The organism is Streptomyces sp. NBC_00510 (genome assembly GCA_036013505.1).
Lineage (GTDB): Bacteria > Actinomycetota > Actinomycetes > Streptomycetales > Streptomycetaceae > Actinacidiphila.
The window spans coordinates 3,403,708-3,420,892 of sequence record CP107851.1; the positions used below are offsets into that span (position 1 = coordinate 3,403,708).

A 17,185-nucleotide genomic window follows, 5' to 3' on the forward strand; every position below is an offset into this window, starting at 1 on the left:
CGGCACAACCTGGACCGCCCGCCATGCACATAAATATGCGGTCCAGAATGCCCAGCCCCGCAGGCCCCGCCCCCGGCCCACCCACCGCGCGAAGCCCGCACCAACCGCGCCGGATGGGGGTCCCCCCGGCCGAAGGCTGGGGGAGGGAGGGCGGGCGGGGAAACCGCCCGCCGCAGGCGCAAACAACCCGCACACAAACACCCGGGCAGCCCGGCGCAGCCGCCCGCAGGCGCGACGCACCCGCACACAACCACCGGGCCCCACAGAACGCACCCCGGGCCGCAAGCGCCGCGCCGCGTCAGGCGAGGTTGGCCAGGATCTTGGCCTGCCCCTCCCGCGCTTCGACCAGCGCCAGGAACTCCCCCTCCGGCCCGAACACCGCCGTGGGCACCGCCCCCAGGGACGGGGGCGCGTCCAGCCGTACCCCGTGGCCGAGCAGCCGCGCCTGCCGGGCGTCCACGTCCCACCGGGGGAACGCCGCCGCCGCGGCCTCCGCGATGGGCAGCACCGCGAACGTCTCCGTGAGCTGCTCCAGCGTGCGGGCGAGCCCGGCGCCGTAGGGCCCGACGCGGGTGCGCCGCAGCGCGGTGAGGTGGCCGCCGACGCCGAGCCCGGCACCGAGGTCGCGGGCGAGGGCCCGGATGTACGTCCCGGAGGAGCACTCGACCGTGACGTCGACGTCGACCACGTCACCGCCCTCGTGCCGCACGTGCCGGACGTCCCGCACGACGAAGGACGACACCGTCACCGGCCGCGCCGCCAGCTCGAAGTCCTCGCCGCCGCGCACACGGGCGTACGACCTGACGCCGTTGACCTTGATGGCGCTCACCTTGGACGGCACCTGCATGATGTCCCCGGTCAGCGGCACGATGCCCGCGTCGATCGCCTCGCGGGTGACCCCGTCCGCGGGGACCGAGGCCGTGACCTCGCCCTCGGCGTCGTCGGTGACCGTGCTCTGGCCGAGCCGGATGGTCGCCTCGTACTCCTTGCGGGTGAGCGCGAGGTGCCCGAGCAGCCGGGTGGCCTTCTCGACGCCGATGACGAGGACGCCGGTGGCCATGGGGTCGAGCGTGCCCGCGTGCCCCACGCGCCGTGTCCCGGCCAGCCTGCGCAGCCGGGCCACGACGTCGTGCGAGGTCATACCGCCCGGCTTGTCGACGATGACAAGCCCGTCCTTCATCGGTCGCCGTCCTCCTCGTCGTCGCCTTCGTCCTCCGCCGGCTTGCGGTAGGGGTCGGCGTCGCCGGCGTAGGTGGCGTCCGTGGCGGTCTTGCGGACCTCCTCGTCGGCCTCGCGGGCCTTGGCGAGCAGGTCCTCGATCGCGCGCGCGTTCTCGGGGATCGCGTCGGCGACGAACGTCAGGGTGGGCGTGAAGCGCACGCCGGTCTGCCGTCCGACCTCCGAGCGGAGGACGCCCTTGGCGCTCTCCAGCGCCGCCGCCGAGGCGGCCCGCTCCTCGTCGTCACCGAAGACCGTGTAGAAGACGGTCGCCTCCCGGAGGTCACCGGTGACCCGGGTGTCCGTGATCGTCACGTAGCCCAGCCGCGGGTCCTTGATCCGCCGCTGGAGCGTCTCCGCGACCACGACCCGGATGCGGTCCGCCAGCTTGCGCGCCCGCGCGGTGTCGGTCATGCGTGCTCTTCTCTCTTCTCATCACGCTTCGGAACGTGAGTGTCAGTCGTCGTCCCCGTGCACCCGCTGCCGCGCCGACAGCAGGTCCACCTCGGGGCGCGAGGCCATCCAGCGCTCGCAACGTCCGAGGACGTCCTTGATGTGCCCGGGGTCCCCGGACACGACCGCCACGCCGATCTCGGCCCTGCGGTAGAGGTCGTGGTGGTCGACCTCGGCGACGCTCACCGCGAACTTGCGGTGGAGCTCGGCCACGATCGGCCGGATGACGGACCGCTTCTCCTTCAGCGAACGGACGTCGCCGAGAAGCAGGTCGAAGGACAGCGTCCCTACATACATGGGCATCAGGTCAAGCCGACCTGTGGGGCCTCGTCGTGAACGGTGCGAACACCGTGAACAGCAATCACCACAGTAAAGGCAACGGCCGGGGCCGATCGACGGAATTTTCCCTCCGCCAACCGGCCCCGGTCAGATGTCCCTCGATCAGACGCGAGGCTTCTCGCGCAGCTCGTAGGTCGCGACGACGTCGTCGATCTTGATGTCGTTGTAGTTGCCGAGGTTGATACCGCCCTCGAAACCTTCACGAATCTCGGTGACGTCGTCCTTGAAGCGCCGCAGACCCTCGATGGTGAGGTTCTCGGCGACGACCTTGCCGTCACGCAGCAGGCGCGCCTTGGCGTTGCGTCGGACCTCGCCGGAGCGGATGAGCACACCGGCGATGTTGCCGAGCTTGGAGGAGCGGAAGACCTCGCGGATCTCGGCGGTGCCGAGCTCCACCTCCTCGTACTCGGGCTTGAGCATGCCCTTGAGCGCCGCCTCGATCTCATCGATGACCTGGTAGATCACCGAGTAGTAGCGGACGTCGACGCCCTCACGCTCGGCCAGCGACGTGGCGCGGCCCTCGGCCCGCACGTTGAAGCCGATGATGATGGCGTCGGAGCCCGCCGCCAGGGTGACGTCGGTCTCGGTGACCGCACCGACACCCCGGTGGAGGATGCGCAGGTCCACGTCCTCGCCGACGTCGAGCTGGAGCAGCGAGGACTCCAGGGCCTCGACCGAACCGGACGCGTCGCCCTTGATGATGAGGTTGAGCTGCTGGACCTCGCCGGCCTTGAGCACCTTGTCCAGGTCCTCCAGGCTGACCCGGCGACGGGTCTTGGCGAAGGCCGCGTTCCGCTCGCGGGCGGCACGCTTCTCGGCGATCTGACGGGCCGTACGGTCCTCGTCGACCACCAGGAAGTTGTCGCCGGCACCCGGCACGTTCGTCAGACCGAGCACCAGGACCGGGGTCGAGGGGCCCGCCTCGTCGACGGTGTTGCCACTGTCGTCGAGCATCGCGCGGACACGGCCGTACGCGTCGCCGACCACCATGGTGTCGCCGACCCGCAGGGTGCCGCGCTGGACCAGGACGGTCGCCACGGCGCCACGGCCACGGTCGAGATGCGCCTCGATCGCGATGCCCTGTGCGTCCTGCTCCGGGTTGGCCCGCAGGTCGAGCGCGGCGTCCGCGGTGAGGACCACGGCCTCCAGCAGGCTGTCGATGTTCAGACCCTGCTTGGCGGAGATGTCGACGAACATGGTGTCGCCGCCGTACTCCTCGGCCACCAGGCCGAACTCGGTCAGCTGACCGCGCACCTTCGTCGGGTCCGCGCCCTCGACGTCGATCTTGTTGACCGCGACCACGATCGGCACGTCGGCCGCCTTGGCGTGGTTCAGCGCCTCGATCGTCTGGGGCATGACGCCGTCGTTCGCCGCCACCACGAGGATCGCGATGTCGGTGGACTTGGCACCGCGGGCACGCATGGCGGTGAACGCCTCGTGACCCGGGGTGTCGATGAAGGTGATGGCCCGGTGCTCGCCGTTGACCTCGGTGGCCACCTGGTAGGCACCGATGTGCTGGGTGATGCCGCCGGCCTCGCCCGCGACCACGTTGGTCTTGCGGATCGCGTCGAGGAGGCGGGTCTTGCCGTGGTCGACGTGACCCATGACGGTCACGACCGGCGGACGCGCGACGAGCGCTTCCTCGCCGCCCTCGTTCTCGCCGAACTCGATGTCGAAGGACTCGAGAAGCTCGCGGTCCTCCTCCTCCGGGCTGACGATCTGGAGGGTGTAGTTCATCTCGTCGGCGAGCAGCTGCAGCGTGTCGTCGGAGACGGACTGGGTCGCGGTGACCATCTCGCCGAGGTTCAGCATCACCTGGACGAGCGACGCCGGGTTGGCGCCGATCTTCTCGGCGAAGTCGGTCAGCGAGGCACCACGGGAGAGGCGCACGGTGTCGCCGTTGCCGCGGGGCAGCAGCACGCCGCCCACGGACGGGGCCTGCATGGCCTCGTACTCCTGGCGCTTCGCCCGCTTCGACTTGCGGCCACGGGCCGGACGGCCACCGGGGCCACGGCCGAAGGCGCCCTGCGTGCCACCGCGGCCACCCGGACCACCGGGACGACCGCCGAAGCCGCCACCACCGGGACGACCGGCGAAGCCGCCGCCGCCACCGCCACCACCGGCGCCGGCAGGACGCGGACCGCCGAAGCCGCCGCCACCACCGGGACGGCCACCGCCGCCACCGCCACCGGGACGGCCGGCGAAGCCGCCGCCACCGCCACCGGGACGACCGGCACCGCCGCCGGGACGCGCACCGGGACCGCCGGGACGACCCGGACCGCCCGGACGACCCGGCGCTCCGCCGGCAGCGGGACGCTGCGGCATCATGCCGGGGTTCGGACGGGGGCCGCCGCCCTGCGGACGGGGCATGCCGCCCGGGGTCGGACGCGGACCGCCGGAGGCGGCACCGCCGCCGGGGCGCGGAGCGCCACCCGGACGGGGACCGGAGCCACCCGGGGCGCCACCGGGGCGCGGGCCGGACTGGCCGGGGGCACCACCCGGACGCGGCGCCTGCGGGCGCGGCATGCCGGTGGAGCCGGAGGTGAAGGGGTTGTTGCCCGGGCGGGGACCGGCCGGACGCGGGGCACCCGGACGCGGCGCCTGGCCACCGGGACGCGCACCGGGGCCGCCCTGGCCACGGCCGCCGTCACGCTGGCCGGGACCGGAGGGACGGGTACCCGGACGCGGGCCGGGGCCACCGGGACGACCGGCAGCGGGGCGCTCGCCCTGGGCCGGACGCTCCTGAGCCGGACGCTCCTGGGCCGGGCGCTCCGGGGCCGGCGGGGCGGAGAACTCCGCCTGCGGCACCGGGGTGACCGGCGCGGGCTTGGCCGGGGCCGGCTTGGGACCCGGGGTCGGGCGCGGGCCCGGCGTCGGCGCGGGGCCACCGGCGGGCTTGGTAGTGGGGGCTGATCCCGTGGCCGGCTTGGGAGCCGGCGCAGCGGGACGGGCCGGCGCACCCGGAGTGGGGGTGACCGGCTTTGCGGGCGCGTCCTTGCGCGGCGCCGCGGGCCTGGCAGCCGAGGGCTTGGAGGAGGCGGAACCGCCACCGGAACCCTGCAGTGCGTCGGTCAGCTTGCGAACAACCGGCGCCTCGATCGTCGAGGACGCCGAACGGACGAATTCGCCAAGTTCTTGGAGCTTGGCCATGACGACCTTGCTCTCAACTCCGAACTCCTTGGCGAGTTCGTATACCCGGACCTTAGCCACTTCGCTCCTTCATGAGGTCCGGGGTGGTCGTCCGCCGGACCGTCGCTACTTCATGGGCGTACTCATCGCGTGCTCATCGAGTGCTCATCGCAATCTCGACCTACTTCCAACTCGCGGGGTACCTGGCCGCACGGTCGCCCGTACGGTCTTCCTGCCTACTCACGGTGTGCCTGCTCGACGTAGCCACGGAGGTCCGCGGTGTCCAGCGGTCCCCGGGCCCGGAAGGCCCGCGGGAACGCCCGGCGGCGGACCGCCAGGTCGAGACAGACGGTGTCGGGATGCACATACGCACCCCGACCGGGCAGCGTACCGCGAAGATCGGGAACACAGAATTCCCCGACCACCGCCACACGCAGCAGATCTCGCTTGGCCGTCCGCTCCCTGCACCCGATGCACGTACGCTCCGGGCGTGCTGGGTCATGCGTCCGGCCAGACATCCTTAGTCTACCTCCCCGCGCCGACCTCACCCCTCCGGGTTATTCGACGCACGGTCGTTCCTCGGTTACCCGCCGGTGCTACTGCTCGGCGAGTTCGGTGTCGGGCCGGATGTCGATCCGCCAGCCCGTGAGCCGTGCGGCCAGGCGGGCGTTCTGCCCTTCCTTGCCGATCGCCAGCGACAGCTGGTAGTCCGGCACGGTCACCCGCGCGGAGCGGGCAGCCATGTCGACGATCTCCACCTTGCTCACCCGGGCGGGTGACAGGGCGTTGGCGACCATCTCCGCCGGGTCGTCCGACCAGTCGACGATGTCGATCTTCTCGCCGTTCAGCTCGGCCATCACGGCGCGCACCCGGGCGCCCATCGGGCCGATGCAGGCGCCCTTGGCGTTCAGCCCGGAGCGGCCGGAACGGACCGCGATCTTCGTACGGTGACCGGCCTCGCGGGCGATCGCGGAGATCTCCACGGAACCGTCCGCGATCTCCGGGACCTCCAGCGCGAAGAGCTTCTTCACCAGGTTGGGGTGGGTGCGCGAGAGCGTCACGGACGGACCGCGCACACCCTTGGCCACCCGGACGACGTACGAGCGAAGGCGCGTGCCGTGCTTGTAGTCCTCACCGGGCACCTGCTCCTGCACGGGCAGGATCGCCTCGAGCTTGCCGATGTCGACCAGCACGTTCTTGGGGTCCTTGCCCTGCTGGACCACACCGGTGACGATGTCGCCCTCGCGGCCGGCGTACTCGCCGAAGGTGATCTCCTCCTCCGCGTCCCGCAGCCGCTGCAGGATGACCTGCTTGGCCGTGGTCGCGGCGATCCGGCCGAAGCCGCTGGGCGTGTCGTCGAACTCCTTGGGCTCGGCGCCCTCGGGGGTCTCCGACGGGTCCTCCTTGGCCCACACGGTGACGTGGCCGTTCGTGCGGTCGAGCTGCACGCGCGCGTTGCGGCGGCTGCCCGGCTCGCGGTGGTACGCGATGAGGAGCGCCGACTCGATCGCCTCGACCAGCAGGTCGAAGGAGATCTCCTTCTCCCGCACCAGACCCCGCAGGGCACTCATGTCGATGTCCACGGCTACGCCTCCTCCATGCTCTCGTCGCCGTCAGTATCGGCACCGGCCGGGTCCTTGCGACTGAATTCGATCTCCACCCGCGCCTTGGCGATCTCGCCGAAGGCGGCACGGGCGGGTTTGGGCTTGCGTCCCTTGACACCCGGGACCTCCAGGTCGAGCCCTTCCTCGTCGACCGCGAGGATCCGCGCGACCAGCTCGTCACCGGCGGTCGTCGTCAGCTTGACCAGCCGACCCTCGTTGCGGCGGAAGTGGCGCGGCTCGGTGAGCGGGCGGTCCACGCCCGGCGAGGAGACCTCCAGCAGGTACGCCGCCCCGCCCATGGCGTCGGCGTCGTCGAGGACCTGCGAGATCTCCCGGCTCAGCTCCGCGAGCGTGTCCAGCGGTGCACCCTCGTCGGAGTCCACGATCACCTGGAGCTGCCGCCGGTTGCCGGCGGCCGTCACCTTGACCTCTTCCAGTTCGAGCCCCGTCTTCACGACGAGCGGCTCGAGCAGCCCGCGCAGCCTCTCGCTCTGGGTGGTGCTCATCCGGGTGACTCCTCGGCCGCGTGTGCTGTTGTGGTGGAAGGTCGCGTGTCGGGCCAAAGCCTATCGGTTCAGGCCCCGGAACGACGATTCGGCGCAGCGGAGGGCGCCGTCACGGCCCCCGGGCGTCGCGCGGGTACCCTCACCTGAGGTGATCACGGGAAGGGGCACTGTGCCGCTCAGCAACATTCCCCGCCGGCGCGCGGTCCGCGCCGCCCTCGTCCTGCCGGCCGCCGCCGGACTGCTCGGCGGTTGCTCCGACGGGACACGGCCCGAGGGGACGTCCGCGAAGGGTTCGCCGGCCGCCGACGCGACGGCGGCGCTGCGCAAGCGGGCCGCCCGGGACAGCGCGGCACTGCTCGCGCAGTACGACGCCACCGTCGCGGCGCACCCGGACCTGGCGAAGCGGCTGCGGCCGCTGCGGGCCGAAGTGGCCCGCCACGCCGAGGCGTTCGGCACGTCGGCACGGTCGGCGTCACCGTCCGCCGCGCCTTCGTCGTCCTCGCCGATGTCCTCCCCGTCGCCGTCGGCCTCGCCGTCCGTCCCCGCGGAGGCCGGAGCCGCGTTGTCCGCGCTGGCGGCGGCCGAACGCACGCTCGCCGACGCCCGGGCAACCGCGCTCCTGGACGCACCGCCCGAACTCGCCCGCCTGCTCGCCTCGGTGGCCGCCTGCGGCGCCGGGCACGTCCTGCTGCTCAAGGAGCACTGACCCGACCCATGGCACAGCAAGCGCTGCTCAAGGCCGTCCAGGCCGCACTCTCCGCCGAGCACGCCGCCGTGTACGGCTACGGCATCGTCGGCGCCCGCGTCGGCGGCGAACTCGGCGAGCAGGCCCAGCAGGCGTACGACGCGCACCGCGCCCGCCGCGACTCGCTGCGCCGTACCGTCGGCGACCTCGGCGGCGAACCCGTCGCCGCCGAACCCGCGTACGCCCTGCCGTTCGACGTGCCGGACGGCAAGGCGGCCGTGCGTCTCGCCGCGGAACTGGAGGACCGGGTCGCCGGGGTCTACGCGGACCTCGTGCGCGCCGCCGACGCCGATCTGCGCCGCGGGGCGGCCGACGCGCTGCGCGAGGCGGCGGTCCGCGCCGTGCGCTGGCGCGGGGGCAGCGTAGCCTTCCCGGGGCTGGCCGAACGCGCGCGGACGGCCGCGGAGAAGGTTTAGCACCAGGAGGGACGTACCCACCCATGGCCTCGGCACCACAGCCCCAGCACCTGGAACCGCCCGAGCGGCTGGTCCGCACGGTCAGCGCCTGGGAGGGCGAGGCGGGCCGCGCCTGGCTCGCCGGCCTCCCCGAGCGCGTCGCGGACCACCTCGCGCGCTGGGAGCTGAGGCCGGAACGGGTGCTCTCCCCCGGCGGCCAGATCAGCATGGTCGTCCTCGTACGGCAGGCCGACGACACCCCCGCGACCCTCAAGGTCGGCCTCGTCACGGACGAGACCCGGCACGAGCACGCCGCGCTCGCCCGCTGGGACGGCCGCGGCGCGGTCCGCCTGCTGCGAGCCGACCCCGAGGCGGGGGCGCTCCTCCTGGAGCGCCTGCACAGCGACGTGTCGCTGCGCTCGCTGCCCGAGCAGAAGGCGATGCTCGAGGCGTGCGCCACCCTGCAGCGGCTCTGGGTCCCCCCGGGCGAGGGGCACCCCTTCGTTCCGGTCGCCGAGCACACGGCGCGCCTGGCGGCACTGCTGCGGGAGCGGCGCGAGCAGCGTTACGTCCCGGAGGAGGCCCGGGCCCTGGTCGACGAGGCCCTCGCGGCCCGCGACGAACTGTGCGCGGCCGCCCCGGGCGAGGCCGTGCTGCTGCACGGCGACTACCACCACGGGAACGTGCTCGCCGCGGACCGCGTGCCGTGGCTGGCCATCGACCCCAAGCCGGTCGCGGGCGAGCCCGCGTACGACCTGGCCTGGCTCGTCCGCGACCGCCTCGAGACGCTGGTCGCCACGCCGGGGTCGCAGTCCGCGGCCCGGCGGAGGGTCGCCAAGCTCTCCGACTCCCTCGAACTCGACCGGGACCGCGTCCGCGGCTGGGCCCTGTTCCGGGCGGTCGAGGCGGGCGTGTGGGCGTTCTCCGTGGGCGACCGTCAGGGCGGGGAGTTGTTGCTGGAGTTCGCGGCCTGGCTTTAGTTGTTGCCGGGGGTGCGTTCTGTTGGGCCCGGTCGTCATGTGCGGCGCCGTTGTGTGTTGCGGTTGCGGTTTCTCCCCCGCCTCCCGCCCGATTGCCCGGCGCGATCAGTGACCGCCTCGCGCGGTCGTTGTGGGTCGGTGCCGCGCCGGCGCACTCCCCCAGCCTTCGGCCGGGAGGACCCCCATGGGCGCACCCCGCCACACCCCCTCCCGATGTGTGGGCGCATGACGGCCGGTGGAGGGTGAGTGAGGCACTTGCGGCAACCCCGGACCGCCTCCTCAACCCCCCACCGGCCGTTGGTCGCCCGACGATACGGAGGGGGCGGGGGAGTTGGGGGCACCCCCGGCCGAAGGCTGGGGGAGGGTGGGCGTTCTGGACGCTGACGTGTATTTGTTGTGCGGCATCCGGGGTCCGACCTGGACCGCCCGCCATGCACATAAATATGCGGTCCAGAATGCCCAGCCCCGCAGGCCCCGACCCCGGCCCACCACCAACCGCGCGAAGCCCGCACCAACCGCGCCGGATGGGGGTCCCCCCGGCCGAAGGCTGGGGGAGGGAGGGCGGGCGGGGAAACCGCCCGCCGCAGGCGCAACGCACCCGCACACGACAACGGGCCGCACGGGGCACCCCCGCGTATCCGCTACGCGGATACGCGGGAGACCGCGTCCGCGACGGACAACTCCTCGCGCTCCCCGGTGCGGCGGTCCTTGACCTCGACGATCCCGTCCCCGGCTCCGCGCCCCACGATGAGGATCGTCGGCACCCCGAGCAGCTCCGCGTCGGTGAACTTCACGCCCGGCGAGACGCCCGCGCGGTCGTCGACGATGACCCTGACCCCGGCCGCGTGCAGCTTCTCCGCGACCTCGAGGGCCAGCTCCGTCTGCAGGGCCTTGCCCGCCGCCACGACGTGGACGTCCGCCGGGGCGACCTCGCGCGGCCAGCACAGGCCCTGCCCGTCGGCGGTCTGCTCGGCGAGCGCGGCGACGGCGCGGGAGACGCCGATGCCGTAGGAGCCCATGGTGACCCGGACCGGCTTGCCGTTCTGGCCGAGGACGTCGAGCTCGAAGGCGTCGGCGTACTTGCGGCCGAGCTGGAAGATGTGGCCGATCTCGATGGCCCGGTCCAGCTTGAGGCCGGCGCCGCAGCGCGGGCAGGGGTCGCCGGGCTCGACGGTGACGACGTCGAGGTACTCGTCGACCTCGAAGTCGCGGCCGCAGACGACGTTGCGGGCGTGCGTGTCGGGCTTGTTGGCGCCGGTGACCCAGGCGGTGCCGGGGGCGACGCGGGGGTCGGCGAGGTAGCGGACGCCGGTGAGGCCCTGCGGGCCGACGTAGCCGCGGACGAGGTCGGGGCGGCCGGTGAAGTCCTCGGCGGTGACGAGTTCGACCTCGGCGGGGGCGAGGTGCTCGGCGAGCTTGCCGAGGTCGACCTCACGGTCGCCGGGGACGCCGACGGCGACGATCTCGCCGTCGACCTTGACGAGCAGGTTCTTCAGGGTCGCCGAGGCCGGCACCCCCAGGTGCGCCGCGAGGGTCTCGATGGTGGGGGTGTCGGGGGTGTCCACCTCCTCGAGGGCCGGGTGGTCCGCGCCCTCGACCGGGGGCACCACGGTGGTGACGGCCTCGGTGTTGGCCGCGTAGTCGCACGCGGGGCAGTCCACGAAGGTGTCCTCACCGGCCGCGGCGGGGGCGAGGAACTCCTCGGAGGCCGAGCCCCCCATCGCGCCGGAGACGGCGGAGACGATGCGGAAGTCGAAGCCGAGCCGCGAGAAGATCTTGATGTAGGCCTCGCGGTGCAGCCGGTAGGCCTCGGCCAGGCCCTCGTCGGTGGTGTCGAAGGAGTACGAGTCCTTCATCTGGAACTCGCGGCCGCGCAGCACGCCGGACCGGGGCCGGGCCTCGTCGCGGTACTTGGTCTGGATCTGGTAGAGGATCACCGGCAGGTCCTTGTAGGACGCGCACTGGTCCTTGACGACCTGGGTGAAGATCTCCTCGTGCGTGGGCCCGAGCACGTAGTCCGCGCCCTTGCGGTCGCGGAGCTGGAAGAGCAGGTCGCCGTACTCGCCGGCGCGCCCGGTGAGCTCGTAGTTCTCCCGCGGGAGCAGCGCGGGCAGCAGGACCTCCTGACCGCCGATGGCGTCCATCTCCTCGCGGACGACGCGTGCGACGTTCTCCAGCACCCGCTTGCCGAGCGGCAGCCAGGTCCACACCCCCGCCGATGAGCGGCGGACGTATCCGGCCCGGACCAGCAGCTTGTGGCTCGCGGTCTCGGCGTCGGCCGGGTCGTCGCGCAGCGTCTTGAGCATCAGCCGGGACATGCGCAGGACCATGGGGGCTCTCCAGGGGGTTTCGTACCGTTGCGCCGAGGATATCGAGCCGTGGCGCGCTCCCGGAAACGCGTTATCGCACGAGGGGCAGGCGGGCGCCCATGACGGCGTACGGGCTGGCCGCGCTGGGGAAGTGCACGGGCCGGGCCAGATCGGTGTAGCCGAGGGCGCGGTAGAGCCGCCGGGCCCTGCTCTCGGTGTCGATGGCGGACAGGATGCTGCGGGGCTCGTCGGCGCCGTCGGTGATGGTGGTGATGAGGGCGCGCCCGATGCCGCGGCCCTGGAAGCCGGGGTGGACGTGCAGCTCGGTGATGGTGAAGGAGTCGTCGAGCCACTCGTCGGTGCCGGTGCGCCGCAGGTAGGGCTCGACGACCGTGGACCACCAGTGGATCCGGCTGTTGGGCATGCCGTACACGAAGCCGGCGAGCCGTCCGTCGGGGGTGAGCGCGCCGAGCGCGCGGACACCGGGGAAGCACAGGTGCCGCAGCACGATCTGCCGGCGGATGGCGACCTCCTCCGCGCCCAGCCCGAAGGCGACCGCCTGGACGGCCAGCGCCTCGTCCACTCGTGCCGCCAGGTCGATCGGCTCGACCGCCACGTCCTCCATGGGCGGCGACACTACTAGAACAGGACGCTCATGAAGGCGCCGACCTCGGTGAAGCCCACCCGGCGGTACGCGGCCCGGGCGGGCGCGTTGAAGTCGTTGACGTAGAGACTGGCCACGGGGGCCACGTCGCGCAGCGCGTAGTGCAGGACGGCGGCCATGCCGGTCTCGGACAGGCGGCGGCCGCGGTACTCGGGGGCGACCCAGACGCCCTGGATCTGGCAGGCGTGCCGGGTGACGGCTCCGATCTCCGCCTTGAAGACGACCTTGCCGTCCTCGATGCGGGCGAACGCGCGGCCGGCGCCGACGAGTTCGGCGACGCGGGCCTGGTAGAGCAGTCCGCCGTCGCCGGCGAGCGGGGAGACGCCGACCTCCTCGGTGAACATGGCGACGCAGGCCGGCATGATCACGTCCATCTCGTCGCGCCGGACCCGCCGCACGTACGGATCGGGCTCGACCTGCGCGGGCAGCGCGCGGGTGACCATCAGCGGCTGGTGGGAGCGGACCTCGCGGGCCGGCCCCCAGCTGGGTTCGAGCAGCGACCACAGCGCGGAGGTGGGGGCGGTGGGGCCGACGATGGAGGAGCAGCGGCGTCCGGCGCGCAGTGCCCGCTCGGCGAAGGCGCGCACGGCCTCGGGGCCTGCGCAGATCGGGACGAGGTTGGCGCCGGCGTAGCAGAGCGCTTCGACGCGGCCTCCGGAGTACCAGCCCCACATCTCGCCGCCGAGGCGCCAGGGGTCGAGTCCGGCGACGGCGACCCGGGAGGCGACGAACGTGTTGGACACCGGATCACGGTCGAGCACCGCGAGGGCGGCGTCGAGTTCGCCTGGCTCCATGACCTTGGTCGTCGTGGTCGTCAACACGTGGGGCGCCTCACCGTACGGGCCGCAGCGGTCGGGGGAAGTCCCCGAACCTTACCTCGGGAACGTGTGTTCCGCCCGTGCCCGCCCGTATCCCGGACCGCGGGGGCCCGGGACGCGGGAGGGGATGGTGGGTCAGCTGACGGAGACGGAGGGCTCGCCGGAGGCGATGCCGTCGGCCTCCATCTGCTCGGCGAGCTTCATGGCCTCCTCGATGAGGGTCTCCACGATCTTCGACTCCGGCACGGTCTTGATGACCTCGCCCTTGACGAAGATCTGCCCCTTGCCGTTGCCCGAGGCCACCCCCAGGTCCGCCTCGCGCGCCTCGCCCGGACCGTTGACGACACAGCCCATCACCGCGACCCGCAGCGGGACCTCCATGCCCTCAAGGCCCGCCGTCACCTGGTCCGCCAGCTTGTACACGTCCACCTGCGCACGACCGCACGACGGGCACGAGACGATCTCCAGCCGCCGCTGCCGCAGGTTCAGCGACTCCAGGATCTGGATGCCGACCTTGACCTCCTCCGCCGGAGGAGCCGACAGCGACACCCGGATCGTGTCACCGATGCCCTCGCTCAGCAGCGCGCCGAACGCCACCGCCGACTTGATCGTGCCCTGGAACGCCGGACCCGCCTCGGTCACCCCCAGGTGCAGCGGATAGTCGCACTGCGCCGCCAGCAGCCGGTACGCGTTGACCATCACCACCGGGTCGTTGTGCTTCACCGAGATCTTGATGTCCCGGAAACCGTGCTCCTCGAACAGCGAGCACTCCCACAGCGCCGACTCCACCAGCGCCTCCGGGGTGGCCTTGCCGTACTTCTCCAGCAGGCGCCTGTCCAGCGACCCGGCGTTCACCCCGATCCGGATCGGGGTGCCCGCCTCGGAGGCCGCCTTGGCGATCTCCTTCACCTTGTCGTCGAACTGCCGGATGTTGCCCGGGTTCACCCGCACCGCCGCACAGCCCGCGTCGATCGCCGCGAACACGTACTTCGGCTGGAAGTGGATGTCCGCGATCACCGGGATCTGCGACTTCCTCGCGATGGTGGCGAGGGCGTCGGCGTCGTCCTGCGAGGGGCAGGCGACCCGGACGATCTGGCAGCCGGACGCGGTGAGCTCGGCGATCTGCTGCAGCGTGGCGCCGATGTCGGCCGTGACGGTCGTGGTCATGGACTGGACGGAGACCGGGGCGTCGCCGCCGACCGCGACCGATCCGACCTGGATCTGGCGGCTCTTGCGTCGGTCGGCGAGCTTGATCGGAACGGACGGCATCCCGAGCGAAATCGCGGTCATGTGCGTGGCATCCCCAAAGTACGCGGATCGAGGTCCCGGCGGCGTGGGCGGGCTCCGTTGAACGAGACTACGTCACCCCACCCACGCCTCCGACATCGCGCCTAGGTCAAACGCACCGGATTGATGAGATCCGCGGCCATGACCAGCGCCGTGAAGCAGATGAAGATGCCGGCGACCACGTAGGCGACGGGCATCAGCTTCGCGACGTCGAAGGGACCGGGGTCGGGCCGACGGAAGATCCGGGCGACGGTACGGCGGACGGACTCCCACAGCGCGCCCGCGATGTGGCCGCCGTCGAGCGGCAGCAGCGGGAGCATGTTGAACAGGAAGAGCGAGAGGTTGATGCCGGCCAGCAGGTTGAGGAAGAACGCCAGCCGCCAGGTCGCCGGGATGTCCATCGCGAAGACCTCGCCGCCGATGCGGGCGGCGCCGATCATGCCGACCGGGGAGTCCTGCCCCCGCTCTGCGCCGTTGAAGACGGCGTTCCACAGGTCGGGGACCTTGGAGGGCAGGGCCGCCAGGGACTCGACGCCGCTCTGGGCCATGTCGCCCATGCGGTCGAGGGACTGGGCGAAGTCCAGCCGGATCACGCCGCTGGCCGGGGTGAATCCGAGGAAGCCGGCCGTGACGTACTGGCCCTCGGCGTAGCCGCCGTTGCCGTCGGTCTTGGCGACCTTGTTCTCGACCAGGTCGGCGCGCAGGTCGACGGTCTTCCCGTCGCGGAGCACGGTGACGGTGGCGGGCCCGGTGGTCTTGCGGATCTCCTGCTGGAGGACGGACCACTCGCTGTCGTCGACGCGGACGCCGTTGAAGGCGACGATCCGGTCGCCCGCCTTCAGGCCGGCCTTCTTGGCCGGGGTCTCGGGGTACTTCTTGGTCGCGCAGGGGTCCTTGGCCTTGAGCGCGGCCGTGTCGGACTGCTCGATGACGCAGTCCGAGACCACGCCGACCGTGGTGGTCTGCATCTGCAGGCCGAAGCCCATGAGGACCGTCAGGAAGAGCCCGAAGGCCAGGATCAGGTTCATGAAGGGGCCGGCGAACATGACGATCACGCGCTTCCAGGGCTTGCGCGTGTAGAACATCCGGGTCTCGTCGCCGGGCTTCAGCTCCTCGTACGCCGCGGAGCGGGCGTCCTCGATCATGCCCCGGAAGGGCGAGGTGGACCGGGCGGCCACCCGGCCGTCGTCGCCGGGCGGGAACATGCCGATCATGCGGATGTAGCCGCCCAGCGGGATCGCCTTGATGCCGTACTCGGTCTCACCCTTGTGGCGGGACCAGACGGTCGGCCCGAAGCCGACCATGTACTGCGGCACGCGGATCTTGAACAGCTTGGCCGTGGAGAGGTGGCCGAGCTCGTGCCAGGCGATGGAGACCAGGAGGCCGACCGCAAAGACGGCGATCCCCAGTGCCCACATGAGTCCCGTCATACGTGTGCCGCCTCCGTTGTCGCCTGTTCCGCAGCCAGTTCCCGGGCGCGGGCCCGCGCCCAGTTCTCCGCTTCGAGGACGTCCTCCACGGTCAGGGAGGTTCCCTCCGCGGGGGTGCCGTGCTCCTCGACCACCCGTGCGACGGTGTCCACGATGCCCGTGAAGGGCAGCGTGCCCGCGAGGAACGCGGCCACGCACTCCTCGTTGGCCGCATTGAACACCGCGGGGGCGGTACCCCCGAGGCTACCGACGCGGCGGGCGAGCGCCACCGCCGGGAACGCCTCGTCGTCCAGCGGGAAGAAGGTCCACGTGGCCGCCTTCGTCCAGTCGCACCCGGGCGCGGCGTCCGGCACCCGCTCGGGCCAGCCGAGGCCCAGCGAGATCGGCATCCGCATGTCGGGCGGGCTGACCTGGGCCAGCGTGGAGCCGTCAGTGAATTCCACCATCGAGTGGATATACGACTGCGGGTGGACGACCACCTCAATGCGGTCGAAGGGAATGTCGAAGAGCAGGTGGGCCTCGATGACCTCCAGGCCCTTGTTCACCAGGGTGGCCGAGTTGATCGTCACCACCGGGCCCATGTCCCAGGTGGGGTGGGCCAGCGCCTGCTCGGGGGTGACCCCGGCCAGCTCCTCCTTGTCACGGCCGCGGAAGGGGCCGCCGGAGGCGGTCACGACGAGCTTGCGCACTTCGGCGCGGGAGCCCCCCATGAGGGCCTGGAAGAGCGCGGAGTGCTCGGAGTCGACGGGCACGATCTGCCCCGGCTTGGCCACGGCCTTCACCAGGGGGCCGCCGACGATCAGCGACTCCTTGTTGGCGAGGATCAGGATCCGCCCCGCCTCCAGGGCGGCCAGCGTCGGGCGCAGCCCGATCGAGCCGGTGATGCCGTTGAGGACGGAGTGGCACGGCCGGCCGGCCAGCTCGGTCGCGGCTTCCGGGCCGACCAGGACCTCCGGCAGGGGCTCGGTGCCGTAGCGCTCGGCCAGCGCCTCCCGCAGCGGGCCTTCCGCGTTCACGTCCGCGACGGCGACCGCGGAGACGGCCAGCTGCCGCGCCTGGTCGGCGAGGAGCCCGACCCGGCCGCCGGCGGCGGACAGGGCCACCACCCGGAAGCGGTCGGGGTTGCGCAGGACGACGTCGATGGCCTGGGTGCCGATCGATCCGGTCGAACCCAGGATCACGATGGTGCGGGGGCCGTCGTGGGCGGCGGTGGCCGCGTCCGGTCCGGGCAGCCGCAGATGCGGGTCGGCGAGAGAGTCCGTCATCCCCCCATTGTGTCCGGTCGCCGGCACGACGGGGGCACCGCCT

16 protein-coding genes are annotated in these 17,185 nt (G+C 72.3%); 3 read left to right on the forward strand and 13 right to left on the reverse strand.

Features of this window, described 5'->3' with window-relative positions; genetic code table 11:
- Nucleotides 1–298: 298 nt before the first annotated feature.
- From truB to rimP, 7 genes are all read right to left on the reverse strand, one after another.
- Nucleotides 299–1,180, reverse strand: a complete 882-nt coding sequence (gene truB, locus OG937_14875) for a tRNA pseudouridine(55) synthase TruB (GenBank protein WUD72889.1) — start codon at nt 1,178–1,180, stop codon at nt 299–301.
- Entirely contained in the window at nt 1,177–1,632 is a 456-nt protein-coding gene (gene rbfA, locus OG937_14880) for a 30S ribosome-binding factor RbfA (GenBank protein WUD72890.1), read from the reverse strand. The genes truB and rbfA overlap by 4 nt, the downstream gene beginning before the upstream one ends.
- A gap of 42 nt (nt 1,633–1,674) precedes the next feature.
- Nucleotides 1,675–1,968: a DUF503 domain-containing protein gene (locus OG937_14885; GenBank protein WUD78741.1), complete on the reverse strand. Its 294-nt coding sequence runs from the start codon at nt 1,966–1,968 to the stop codon at nt 1,675–1,677.
- A gap of 144 nt (nt 1,969–2,112) precedes the next feature.
- Nucleotides 2,113–5,220 (reverse strand): translation initiation factor IF-2, encoded by a 3,108-nt coding sequence (gene infB, locus OG937_14890; GenBank protein ID WUD72891.1) that lies wholly within the window; start codon nt 5,218–5,220, stop codon nt 2,113–2,115.
- Between the two features lie 155 nt (nt 5,221–5,375).
- Nucleotides 5,376–5,657, reverse strand: a complete 282-nt coding sequence (locus OG937_14895; GenBank protein ID WUD72892.1) for a YlxR family protein — start codon at nt 5,655–5,657, stop codon at nt 5,376–5,378.
- A 78-nt stretch (nt 5,658–5,735) separates the two neighbouring features.
- Nucleotides 5,736–6,722, reverse strand: a complete 987-nt coding sequence (gene nusA, locus OG937_14900; protein ID WUD72893.1) for a transcription termination factor NusA — start codon at nt 6,720–6,722, stop codon at nt 5,736–5,738.
- Between the two features lie 2 nt (nt 6,723–6,724).
- Nucleotides 6,725–7,249: a ribosome maturation factor RimP gene (gene rimP, locus OG937_14905; protein WUD72894.1), complete on the reverse strand. Its 525-nt coding sequence runs from the start codon at nt 7,247–7,249 to the stop codon at nt 6,725–6,727.
- Nucleotides 7,250–7,397: 148 nt separating this feature from the next.
- On the opposite strand from rimP, the gene OG937_14910 reads away from it, so the two are divergent.
- The 3 genes from OG937_14910 to OG937_14920 are packed head-to-tail and all read left to right on the forward strand — an operon-like array spanning nt 7,398 to nt 9,369.
- On the forward strand, nt 7,398–7,955 hold the full coding sequence (locus OG937_14910; GenBank protein WUD72895.1) for a hypothetical protein: 558 nt from the start codon (nt 7,398–7,400) through the stop codon (nt 7,953–7,955).
- 8 nt (nt 7,956–7,963) lie between these two features.
- Nucleotides 7,964–8,410 (forward strand): ferritin-like domain-containing protein, encoded by a 447-nt coding sequence (locus OG937_14915; protein ID WUD72896.1) that lies wholly within the window; start codon nt 7,964–7,966, stop codon nt 8,408–8,410.
- A 23-nt stretch (nt 8,411–8,433) separates the two neighbouring features.
- Complete coding sequence (locus tag OG937_14920) at nt 8,434–9,369, forward strand: aminoglycoside phosphotransferase family protein (protein ID WUD72897.1); 936 nt, start codon at nt 8,434–8,436, stop codon at nt 9,367–9,369.
- Between the two features lie 641 nt (nt 9,370–10,010).
- Here the strand turns inward: OG937_14920 and OG937_14925 are convergent.
- From OG937_14925 to dxr, 6 genes are all read right to left on the reverse strand, one after another.
- A complete protein-coding gene (locus OG937_14925; protein ID WUD72898.1) occupies nt 10,011–11,699 on the reverse strand; it encodes a proline--tRNA ligase in 1,689 nt (562 codons plus the stop codon).
- 70 nt (nt 11,700–11,769) lie between these two features.
- Nucleotides 11,770–12,303: a GNAT family N-acetyltransferase gene (locus OG937_14930; protein ID WUD72899.1), complete on the reverse strand. Its 534-nt coding sequence runs from the start codon at nt 12,301–12,303 to the stop codon at nt 11,770–11,772.
- A 14-nt stretch (nt 12,304–12,317) separates the two neighbouring features.
- A complete protein-coding gene (locus OG937_14935) occupies nt 12,318–13,163 on the reverse strand; it encodes a GNAT family N-acetyltransferase (protein WUD72900.1) in 846 nt (281 codons plus the stop codon).
- Between the two features lie 132 nt (nt 13,164–13,295).
- Nucleotides 13,296–14,450: a flavodoxin-dependent (E)-4-hydroxy-3-methylbut-2-enyl-diphosphate synthase gene (gene ispG / locus OG937_14940; GenBank protein ID WUD72901.1), complete on the reverse strand. Its 1,155-nt coding sequence runs from the start codon at nt 14,448–14,450 to the stop codon at nt 13,296–13,298.
- A 101-nt stretch (nt 14,451–14,551) separates the two neighbouring features.
- Nucleotides 14,552–15,877 carry a site-2 protease family protein gene (locus tag OG937_14945; GenBank protein WUD72902.1) on the reverse strand — a complete coding sequence of 442 codons (1,326 nt, stop codon included), beginning with the start codon at nt 15,875–15,877 and terminating at the stop codon, nt 14,552–14,554.
- Complete coding sequence (dxr, locus tag OG937_14950; GenBank protein WUD72903.1) at nt 15,874–17,142, reverse strand: 1-deoxy-D-xylulose-5-phosphate reductoisomerase; 1,269 nt, start codon at nt 17,140–17,142, stop codon at nt 15,874–15,876. The genes OG937_14945 and dxr overlap by 4 nt, the downstream gene beginning before the upstream one ends.
- Nucleotides 17,143–17,185: the final 43 nt, after the last annotated feature.

Coding starts and splice junctions, on each gene's coding strand:
- truB (WUD72889.1), bottom strand. CDS start 1,180: ATGAAGGACGGGCTTGTCATCGTCGACAAGCCGGGCGGTATGACCTCG.
- rbfA (WUD72890.1), bottom strand. CDS start 1,632: ATGACCGACACCGCGCGGGCGCGCAAGCTGGCGGACCGCATCCGGGTC.
- OG937_14885 (WUD78741.1), bottom strand. CDS start 1,968: ATGTATGTAGGGACGCTGTCCTTCGACCTGCTTCTCGGCGACGTCCGT.
- OG937_14895 (WUD72892.1), bottom strand. CDS start 5,657: ATGTCTGGCCGGACGCATGACCCAGCACGCCCGGAGCGTACGTGCATC.
- rimP (WUD72894.1), bottom strand. CDS start 7,249: ATGAGCACCACCCAGAGCGAGAGGCTGCGCGGGCTGCTCGAGCCGCTC.
- OG937_14915 (WUD72896.1), top strand. CDS start 7,964: ATGGCACAGCAAGCGCTGCTCAAGGCCGTCCAGGCCGCACTCTCCGCC.
- OG937_14920 (WUD72897.1), top strand. CDS start 8,434: ATGGCCTCGGCACCACAGCCCCAGCACCTGGAACCGCCCGAGCGGCTG.
- OG937_14925 (WUD72898.1), bottom strand. CDS start 11,699: ATGGTCCTGCGCATGTCCCGGCTGATGCTCAAGACGCTGCGCGACGAC.
- OG937_14930 (WUD72899.1), bottom strand. CDS start 12,303: ATGGAGGACGTGGCGGTCGAGCCGATCGACCTGGCGGCACGAGTGGAC.
- ispG (WUD72901.1), bottom strand. CDS start 14,450: ATGACCGCGATTTCGCTCGGGATGCCGTCCGTTCCGATCAAGCTCGCC.
- OG937_14945 (WUD72902.1), bottom strand. CDS start 15,877: ATGACGGGACTCATGTGGGCACTGGGGATCGCCGTCTTTGCGGTCGGC.
- dxr (WUD72903.1), bottom strand. CDS start 17,142: ATGACGGACTCTCTCGCCGACCCGCATCTGCGGCTGCCCGGACCGGAC.